Genomic DNA, 8,668 nt, shown 5'->3' on the forward strand with positions numbered 1-8,668 from the left:
CAACAAACAACTCAGACCTTAGATTTCATACCTCTGACTTCAGACCCCCTAATGTTAATTTCTGTTAAACCCTGCCTGCTTTCTGCCTCTTATATTAATAATTTCATTAATTTCGACAGCATTATTTTGATCTTGAATCTATGGCATACAATAAAATCAATAATTTATTAGGTTGGGTAAGTTTTTTAATAGCACTGATCGTCTATTCCCTAACCCTGGAACCCACTACAAGTTTCTGGGATTCAGGTGAATTCATTGCATCAGCTTATAAACTTCAGGTCGTTCATCAGCCAGGTGCTCCCCTATTCCTGATGTTAGGAAAGGTGTTTTCTCTGATTGCCGGAAATGATACAAGCAGAGTGGCTTTCTGGATAAACATGGTTTCTGCCCTTGCCAGTGCAGCCACAATCCTCTTCCTGTTCTGGACTATCACAGCCCTGGCAAAAAAAGTTATTCAGGAAAAAGGCAAGGAACTTTCAAATTGGGGAATGATCAGTATAATGGGCTCCGGTTTAGTTGGTGCTCTGGCCTATACTTTCTCCGATTCTTTCTGGTTTTCGGCCGTTGAAGCCGAAGTATATGCCCTATCTTCTTTATGTACTGCAGTAGTTTTCTGGGCAATCTTAAAATGGGATCAGCATGCCGATGAGCCGGATTCAGACCGTTGGTTGATCTTTATCGCTTATGTTATGGGCCTTTCAATCGGTGTACACTTGTTAAACCTACTGGCGATACCTGCTATTGCACTTGTGTATTATTTCAGAAGATCTAAAGCACCTACTTCTTCGGGCACTTTACTGGCTTTACTTGCAGGTATGTTTATTCTGGCATTTATACAATATGGAATTGTCCAATATATCATCAAATTCGCAGCTTATTCAGACTTGTTTTTTGTCAATACCCTTGGTCTTGGTTTCGGTTCCGGTGTTGCATTTTTCGGGCTTCTGATAATTATCAGTCTGACCTCAGGGATACTCTACAGCATCAATGGGAATAAGCTTAACCTGATGCTTGCCGTCGGTGCGTTTGTTCTGCTTATGACCCTCGGTGGTGGAATTTCCGGCCTTGTGGTTGCAGCAATACTGCTTGCCGGGCTTGAATATATCCTGAAAATACGCGATAAAAGACGTGTATTAAATTTAGCCCTAATATCGGTTGTCTTTATCATTTTCGGTTATGGCTCCTTTGCTATGATCGTAATCAGGGCGAAAGCAGATCCTACCCTGAATAATAGTGATGCTTCAAATGCATTCTCATTACTTAGCTATGTAAACAGGGAACAATACGGCGATCGTCCATTGCTTTACGGTCAATATTTTGATTCTAAACCTATCGATAGCAAACATGGAGATATTATTTATCGAAAGGGCAAAGAGAAATATGAAAATGCAGGTCAGAAATATGAGCGTATTTACGACCGGAATACCATTCTTCCAAGAATGTACAGTGATGATCCTCAGCATGTTGGATTCTACCGCGACTGGATGGGAATGGCAGAAGATCAATCACCTACCTTTTTCGATAACCTCGGCTTCCTGATCAGTTATCAAACCAGTTTCATGTATACCCGTTATTTCGCCTGGAACTTTGTAGGCAGACAGAACGACGAACAGGGGCATGGTGATTATACACGCGGAAATTGGTTATCAGGAGTAAAATTCATAGACAATATGCTGCTTGGTGGTCAATATGAACTTCCTAAGAGTCAGCTTGAAAATAATGCATTCAACAGATTCTACTTCCTTCCATTCATTATGGGAATCATTGGCGCTTTATGGCATTTTAAACGGAACCAGAAAGATGCCGGAATTGTAGGATTGCTATTCTTTTTCACCGGTCTCGCGATTGTGCTCTACCTCAACCAGAATCCACTTCAACCCCGCGAACGGGATTATGCCTATACCGGTTCATTCTATGCCTTTGCGATCTGGATCGGCCTGGGAGTAGCCGGAATCGCAGATTTTTTCAAGCCAAGATTTAAAGCTCCTACAGCGGCCCTGCTTGCAACATTGATCGGATTACTTGCAGCACCAATATTAATGGCCAAAGAAGGATGGAATGACCACGACCGTTCTACTAAATTCACGGCCCGTGATATGGCAGCCAATTACCTGGAATCATGCGCACCTAATGCCATTTTGTTTACCTATGGTGATAATGATACTTACCCGCTCTGGTATGTGCAGGAAGTTGAAAATATCCGGCCGGATGTCAGGGTTGTCAATTTAAGCTTGCTGGGTACCGACTGGTATATCCGTCAAATGAAGAAGAAAGTAAATCAGGCTGAAGCATTGCCAATCACTATGCCTGACGAAAAATTCGTTCAGGGAGTCCGCGATGTGATGGGTTATCAGGATTATAATACAGCTGGTTCGGTCGAGTTAAAGGACATATTTGATATTATGACCTCCGATAATGATGCCGACAAAGCAAGCTATCAGGATGGTTCAAAAGAAAATTTCCTTCCTACAAAAAACTTTAAAATCAGTATCAATCCTGACCAAATTATTGCGACTAAAACCTTACCAGAAGGTAAAAGGGACCTGATCATCCCTGCTATGGAATGGAAGTATAATAAGAATTATGTTACAAAAACTGAGCTTGCCATGATCGATGTTCTCGCTCATAATAATTGGAAACGCCCGGTTTATTTTGCAATTACAGTACCAGATGATAACTATATGGGGTTAGGTGATTTCCTGTATAACGAAGGATTTGCCTATCGTCTGTTGCCCCTGAAAAAAGCTCAGCTTGATTCGGCTGCTGAAAAACCTGAATTAACCAATTCAGACCAGATGTATACAAACCTCATGACGAAGTTTAAATGGGGAAACATGAAAAATGCGAGCTATTTAGACCCCGAATCATTGCGAATGAGCTATACTATGATCAATCATTTCAATATTCTTGCTGAAAATCTTTATAAAGAAGGCCGGACAGAAGAAGCCAGAAAGTTATTATTGAAGTGCATGGAGGTGGTTCCTGATAAAAATCATTCCCTGAACTTTACCATCCGCAAATTCTATATGGCAGATCTGCTCTATAAACTCAAAGAACCTGCAAAGGCAAATGAGCTTACTCTAAATACAGCTGATTATATCGAAGACCAGCTAAATTATATGGCTGCTATAGCAAAAACGAAAGAGAATCTTAATTCCCGTGAAATACAGCTGGGTGTTTATGTGATGAGTGAACTGGTTAAGCTTGCAGAAAAAAATGGACAAGCTGCCGTTCTTAAGAAATTACAGGATCGTATGAAGGTCATTGAATCAAAGTTCATGGCTGCTGATCGATAGAGTTCAATTTCACAGAAAAAAAAAATCCCCGTTATATTTAATTAGCGGGGATTTTTTTTTTGTTAATTGCATATCAGTACATTCAAGCTAAACAAAATCGAATTTGAATAAAATGCATCCCGCTGATGAGCAAATTCTGAAGGTAAATGGTCTTTCCAAATCATTTTTTGGTGTAAAGGCTCTGGATAATATCCATTTTGACCTTAAAAGAGGTGAAGTGCATGCCTTAATGGGCGAAAATGGCGCAGGTAAATCAACATTCATGAAAATTTTGATTGGGCTTTTAAAAGCTGATGCAGGCTCAATTTCTTTCAATTCAGAACAAATTGAAAATATGGATGTTCATTCCATTATGCAAAAAGGCATTTCAATGATTCATCAGGAAATTTTAATGGTTCCCGATCTATCTGTTGCTCAGAACATCTTTTTAGGCAGAGAAATCAAGCGTGCATATTTGCTTGACGAACTGGCAATAAATCAACAGGCAGAGAACTTATTACTGTCGATGGGACTAAATATTAATGTCCGCACAAAAGCAAAAAACCTCAGCATTGCCGAATTGCAACTGATAGAAATAGCTAAAGCCGTTTCTAATAATGCCCGGGTCATTATTATGGATGAACCAAGCTCCGCATTATCAGAGAAAGAGGTTGAAATACTTTTCAATACCATTAAAGACCTGAAAAGTAAAGGAGTTGCTATCATCTATATCTCCCATAAAATGGAGGAGATCTACCAGATTGCAGACCGGATTACCGTATTGAGGGATGGTAAATATATAACAACAAAACATACGGCAGAACTCGATAAAAGCAGTTTGATTTCATTGATGGTAGGCCGTGAACTGGAAGAGCTCTTTTCTGCAAGTTCAACAGCTCAGCAAGAAGTAATCCTGAAAGTAAAGAACCTCAATACAAAGGGAAAATTTTCTGATATAAATTTTGAGGTATATGCAGGCGAAGTGCTTGGCATTGCCGGTTTAATGGGGGCAGGTAGAACTGAAATTGCCAGAGCAATTTTTGGATTAGACAGTTTTGAAAGTGGTGAAATCATGCTGAAAGGCAAAAAACTTAAAATCAGATCACCAAAAGACGCTATCAGGGAAGGAATTGGGTATGTAAGCGAAGACAGAAAAGCACTGGGCTTTATTCCTGAATTATCAGTTAAGCAAAATATAAGTCTTTCGAGTATATTGAACTACTCAAAAGCATGGTTCATCAACGAAAAGAAAGAAGAAAAAGCCAGCAGCAAAATAGCTCAGCAACTAAATATCAAAGCTTCGGGCCTCAACCAGAAAGTGATGAATCTGAGTGGCGGGAATCAGCAAAAGGTGGTAATTGCAAGGGTATTAATGGCTTACCCGTCTTTAATTATTCTGGATGAACCTACCAGAGGAATTGATATTGGCGCCAAGCAGGAAATCTATAAACTAATCAGGCAGTTGACTGAAACTGGATTAGCGGTAATTATGATCTCTTCAGAATTACCTGAAATTTTGGGAATGAGTAACCGGGTTCTGGTTTTATCAAAAGGAAAGCAAAAAACCATATTGACGCAAAAAGAAGCAAGTCAGGAAAAAATCATGCAGTATGCATTACATTAAAAACCTCAGGCAGTACGGTATTTTTATCGTATTTGGTATTATTTGCCTCATCATTTCATTTATTACACCTCAGTTTTTAACGGTTTCAAACTGGACGATAATTATCACTCAGGTTTCCATTAATGCGCTATTAGCGTTTGGAGTAACCTTTGTGATCATTACCGGCGGCATCGACCTTTCTTTGGGATCTATAGTAGCCGTGGCAGGTGTAAGCGCTGCAATGCTGGCACATCCTGATAGCTATCCGGTTTTAGTTCCTGTTTTTGCCGGTCTTTTTGCCGGTCTGCTGATAGGTGCCTTCAACGGATTTATTATAACCAAAAGCAAAATAGCCCCTTTCATTGTTACTCTGGGCACCATGACCATTGGCCGGGGGTTAGCACTGATTTTAAGTAATGGCCGCCCGGTATCCAATCTTTCCGATTCCTTTGTTTTTATTGGCAGCGGGAAGATTATGGGCATACCGGTCCTGATTGTAATTCTGATCGTCATGTTCATACTCTGTTCGCTAATACTTAATAGAACAATCCTGGGAAGGTATATTTATGCGGTTGGAGGTAATGAACAGGCAGCCAGAGCATCCGGAATCAATGTAACACAGGTTAAAATGACTGTCTATTCCGTTTCAGGATTATTAGCCGGCTTAGCCGGGATATTACTAACCTCAAGAATAACTACCGGGCAGCCAAATGCTGGAGCAGGTTTTGAATTGGATGCGATTGCAGCCGTTGTCATTGGCGGAACCAGTACCACAGGAGGAAAGGGCAGTATTGCAGGAACCCTGATCGGAGTTTTACTTATTGGTGTTATAAATAATAGCTTAGATTTATTAAATGTAACGTCTTATTACCAACAGGTTGTAATGGGCATTATTATCATTGGGGCAGTGGTTCTGGATAGCATGAACCAAAAATCGAATTCATAAAATTAGAGGAAATGAAATACACGTATTTGATACTTATCAGCCTGCTTTTATTCATTTTGGGATGCAATCAATCTGAAAGTGATAAAAAAAATGATTCAGATAAAATAGTCATAGGAGTTTCAATGCTTAGCATGCAAAATGAGTTCATTGTAAATATCAGTGATGAAATGCAAAAAAAAGCTGAGGACTTAGGCGCTGAATTGATTATTGTTGATGCTGAACGCTCTCCTTTAAAGCAAATTGAACAGGTAGAGAGCTTTATAGCTCAAAAAGTAGATGTCATTATCCTGAACCCCTGCGAGTATGAGGCCAGTTCCCCCGCAGTGACCAAAGCATTGGAGGCAAACATCCCTATCGTGAATGTCAACTCTGCCACCAAAGTCCAGCCAACAGCATTTGTTGGATCAAATGACGTTGAGTCGGGCAGAATTGCAATGAAATTTATCGCAGAAAAACTGGGAGGCAAGGGCAATATTGTTATGATTCAGGGCTTGAACGGACAAGCTGCTCAAATTCAAAGAGAACAGGGTGCAAAAGAAATTATGAAGCAATTTCCTGGACTTAATATGATTGCCCAGCAAACAGCCGAATGGGACAGAGCTAAAAGCATGGATTTAATGCAAAACTGGATTCAATCTTTTGGCACCAAAATCAATGCAGTATTTGCCCATAACGATGAAATGGGATTGGGCGCGGTAAAAGCTTTACAGGATGCCGGAATGAAGGACAAAGTAATTGTAGTAAGTATTGATGCAATTGCCGACGCATTACAGGCAGTCAAAAAAGGTGATCTAGATGCCACTGTCTTTCAGGATGCCCGTAAACAGGGAGCCGGGGCAATTGAAACCGCCTTTAAGATCGCGAGGGGTCAGCAATTTGACAAGGAAGTATTGATTCCATTCAAATTGCTTGCAAAAGGGGATGTTGATCCTTACCTGAAATAGATTCAGCTATTATAAATGTGAGAAGTTTAGACGGTTAAACATTTCTTTGTTTCAAATTAAAAAGAATCATAGGCTCATCATTTTTATATCCCACACCATATTGGCGCAAATAATAAACCAGGTTAAAACCTTCAAGCCAGCTCCTTATTTTCCAGCATCATAAATCCCTAAAATCCATGCTAGTCTGCAGGCAGACAGCTTATGTTTTTGTTCGTACCAGCTTACCAGGAAACACATACTAAACACGGACTAAACGCGGACAAAACGCGGACAAAACAGGAATAGGTACGTGTTTACTCCGTGTTTCCTCCAGCCTTAATTTGTGTTCATATCGAAAGAGGTAATAAGTCTTCCAGAATCCAATAAGAAGCGGTGACCCAGAAACCTGAAATTAAGATCGAGGGAAGGACAGTCATTAATCTAAAAGGTTCTGACCGAAGCCGGACTATTGTCATGTCACAAATACATTGACGAACACATCGGAATACCCAGGAGGTAAAATAATGGCGGTTAACCTGTGGGGATAAGAGGATGAAATTATTGAAACTTTAACCGTCAATTAATGGATGAGATGACACTGGATTATAGGTAACGATTGAATAAAATATACTGAGTGTTGGGATAGCCATATCTTTGAATAACCCGATACTTTCTCCAGGTCAAGATCCGGTTTTCGGATTGGGCTGAAGCCCAATGTAATTTTCCTTACATATTGTTGAATATAGGGCTGAAGCCCGAAAATTAACAAACTCGTTAACCCCAGCTAAAGCTGGGGCCTATTGAGCGACCGTACTGGTGTCATGAATGAATAAAAATGCTGATCCTTGGGATAGCCATATCGCTCAATAGCCCGGTGCTTTAGCTCCGGGTGAAGATCCAGTTATCAGATTGGGCTTCAGCCCAAAACCTAAGCGACAGAACGGAACAAATACCGGTGCTTCAGTGCCTATTTACTATATTGTTTCCTAAATTAATATTAAATTTAATTACCAATTCATGTTCAGGAGCCAATGAGTAGTAATGCTAAAAATAATTTTTCCGGAAATAATAAGCTGATTGCCCTATTAATTACCCTCCTTTCAATCTTTTTGCTTCACCTGATTTATAATGAATTTGCTCCGTCAAATTCACTCCTTTCCCTTGTTCCAGAAAACTTCTGGTTTTTGAGATTTTTTGGAAGGCTTCACCCATTAGCAGTTCATTTTCCGGTAGCCCTGCTCCTGTTTACAGCCATCCTTGAACTTAGTACATTTAAAAAATTTAACTCTCCATTACGTCCTGGCATTCAAATCCTCCTGATTGCCGGAATTATATCTTCTCTGATTTCTGCAATTTTCGGAATCTTATTGTCAGGAAATGCTGAATATGGCGAAAATCTGATTTTACACCAGTGGCTGGGTATCGGCACTGCTTTTTTAGGAATTATTGTTTGGTTTCTGCATCAAAGAGTTTTAGTAAAAAATCAAACCCAGCATATCAAAACCTATCGCTTTTCCTTATTTCTAACTACCCTTGGGGTCATTCTTGCCGGGCATTTCGGTGCTTCATTAACCCATGGCGATGATTACCTTTCGAATACCCTACCCTGGAGCGATGATTATGAAAATGCAGTAAATATCAGCTTTGATCTCTCTTCAATTTCTAAAGATAAAGACACTCTGAGCAAAGCGCAGGAAAAGGAACTTAACCTGAAAGTACGAGCGATATTTGCACATAATTGTTATAAATGTCATGGAGAAGAAAAGGTTAAAGGCGAATTAAGACTCGACCGTAAGGATTTTGTTTTTAAAGGCGGAGAAAACGGAGAAGTAATCAAACCTGGAAACACTGACGAGAGTGAACTATTCAGACGTATTAGTCTGCCTTCAGACCATGAAGATGTAATGCCTTCCAAAGGCAA

General features: G+C 40.0%; 5 protein-coding genes. All 5 read left to right on the forward strand.

All coding sequences use genetic code 11. The features are described 5' to 3' along the window. Window positions 1–140 precede the first annotated feature (140 nt). Entirely contained in the window at window positions 141–3,296 is a 3,156-nt protein-coding gene (locus tag VGE44_RS11440) for a protein O-mannosyl-transferase family (protein ID WP_331079105.1), read from the forward strand. Between the two features lie 112 nt (window positions 3,297–3,408). Continuing rightward, window positions 3,409–4,899 (forward strand): sugar ABC transporter ATP-binding protein, encoded by a 1,491-nt coding sequence (locus tag VGE44_RS11445; RefSeq protein ID WP_331079107.1) that lies wholly within the window; start codon window positions 3,409–3,411, stop codon window positions 4,897–4,899. Beyond that, window positions 4,886–5,824, forward strand: coding sequence for an ABC transporter permease (locus VGE44_RS11450; protein ID WP_331079109.1), 939 nt, complete (start codon window positions 4,886–4,888; stop codon window positions 5,822–5,824). The genes VGE44_RS11445 and VGE44_RS11450 overlap by 14 nt, the downstream gene beginning before the upstream one ends. Window positions 5,825–5,835: 11 nt before the next feature. After that, entirely contained in the window at window positions 5,836–6,768 is a 933-nt protein-coding gene (locus VGE44_RS11455; protein ID WP_331079111.1) for a sugar ABC transporter substrate-binding protein, read from the forward strand. A 1,010-nt stretch (window positions 6,769–7,778) separates the two neighbouring features. Next, on the forward strand, window positions 7,779–8,668 hold an 890-nt coding region (locus VGE44_RS11460; RefSeq protein ID WP_331079113.1), incomplete at its 3' end, for a c-type cytochrome domain-containing protein.

This window comes from Daejeonella sp. (assembly GCF_036405355.1).
Classification (GTDB): domain Bacteria; phylum Bacteroidota; class Bacteroidia; order Sphingobacteriales; family Sphingobacteriaceae; genus Daejeonella.